3 protein-coding genes are annotated in these 1,012 nt (G+C 58.0%); 2 read left to right on the forward strand and 1 reads right to left on the reverse strand.

Annotation, left to right across the window (positions count from 1 at the left end; translation table 11 throughout):
• Positions 1–232: DUF2157 domain-containing protein (locus EOA86_RS36070; RefSeq protein WP_128345796.1), on the reverse strand; the 232-nt coding region annotated here is incomplete at its 3' end.
• A 236-nt stretch (positions 233–468) separates the two neighbouring features.
• On the opposite strand from EOA86_RS36070, the gene EOA86_RS36075 reads away from it, so the two are divergent.
• Together EOA86_RS36075 and EOA86_RS36080 are read left to right on the forward strand one after the other, a co-directional pair.
• Positions 469–609, forward strand: coding sequence for a DUF1127 domain-containing protein (locus EOA86_RS36075; protein ID WP_006335194.1), 141 nt, complete (start codon positions 469–471; stop codon positions 607–609).
• 54 nt (positions 610–663) lie between these two features.
• Positions 664–804 (forward strand): DUF1127 domain-containing protein, encoded by a 141-nt coding sequence (locus EOA86_RS36080; RefSeq protein WP_023802557.1) that lies wholly within the window; start codon positions 664–666, stop codon positions 802–804.
• Positions 805–1,012 lie beyond the last annotated feature (208 nt).

The raw sequence follows: 1,012 nt of genomic DNA on the forward strand, positions 1-1,012 counted from the left end.
CTGCCACCCGCGCCAGCCGCGGGATGGCCTGCCAATTGGCGGCGACGAAGATCAGGACGGCCGCACCAAAAAGCAGCGCCGCAATCATCGCCAGGATCGAGCCGAAGCTCAGTGATTTGCGCTCATTGGCCTCGACGTCGCGCGTCAGCGCGTCGGCCGTCGAGGCATCGATCAAGCCAACCTGCAGCCATCGCGCGATATCGGTCCTGACGCGTGACGAATACCTCGCCATGCCTTTCTCCCCCAGCTTGGTCTTTTTTCAGCCGATCCGGCCAAGCCGTTGACGCTACGGCATTTTCCGATTCGGGTTAATCTGTGTCGAAGACGTGATTTGGCGGTGATGGTGCATTGCACAATTTGCATTGCTGCTATGCACCAATAGCGGTTTTAAATCGATATGACCCCACCTATCTTCAGGTCGTACACAAAGACGGAATGATCCGAAAGAAAGACGAAACGAGAAATACCATGAACCTGATCCGCAATTACCGCAACTGGCGCCGCTACCGGGACACCGTTTCCGAGCTGAGCCGCCTGAGCAACCGCGAACTGACCGACCTCGGCATCAGCCGCAGCGACATCCACTACGTCGCCCGCAAGGCGGTCTAATCCTCTTCGGACCGCAAATGGTCCGAACCAGTTTGACTTGAAAAGAGAACGACAATGAACCTGATCCGCAACTATCGTAACTGGCGCGTTTATCGCTCGACGGTTACCGAGCTGGGTCGCCTTTCGAACCGCCAGCTGCATGACCTCGGCATCGTCCGCGAAGAGATCAAGAGCATCGCCCGCAAGGCGATCTAGTCAAGGAATTTCGCCAGGGTTGACCTCCTCCCCAACCCTGACGAATACGGTCAGCCTTCACCTCCTCCCGAGGGTTTGACCACAAAAACGGCGCCCGCCGCACCCTCCTCCCGCGGCGGGCGTTGTTTCCCCAAGGCGAAACACATTTCGTCTCAGGGCGAAACGAATTTCGTCCCCAGGGGTTTCGCCCCCTTCATCAGGCGAAAGG

The organism is Mesorhizobium sp. M5C.F.Ca.IN.020.32.2.1 (assembly GCF_004023105.1).
GTDB classification, from domain to species: domain Bacteria; phylum Pseudomonadota; class Alphaproteobacteria; order Rhizobiales; family Rhizobiaceae; genus Mesorhizobium; species Mesorhizobium wenxiniae.

Coding starts and splice junctions, on each gene's coding strand:
- EOA86_RS36080 (WP_023802557.1), top strand. CDS start 664: ATGAACCTGATCCGCAACTATCGTAACTGGCGCGTTTATCGCTCGACG.
- EOA86_RS36075 (WP_006335194.1), top strand. CDS start 469: ATGAACCTGATCCGCAATTACCGCAACTGGCGCCGCTACCGGGACACC.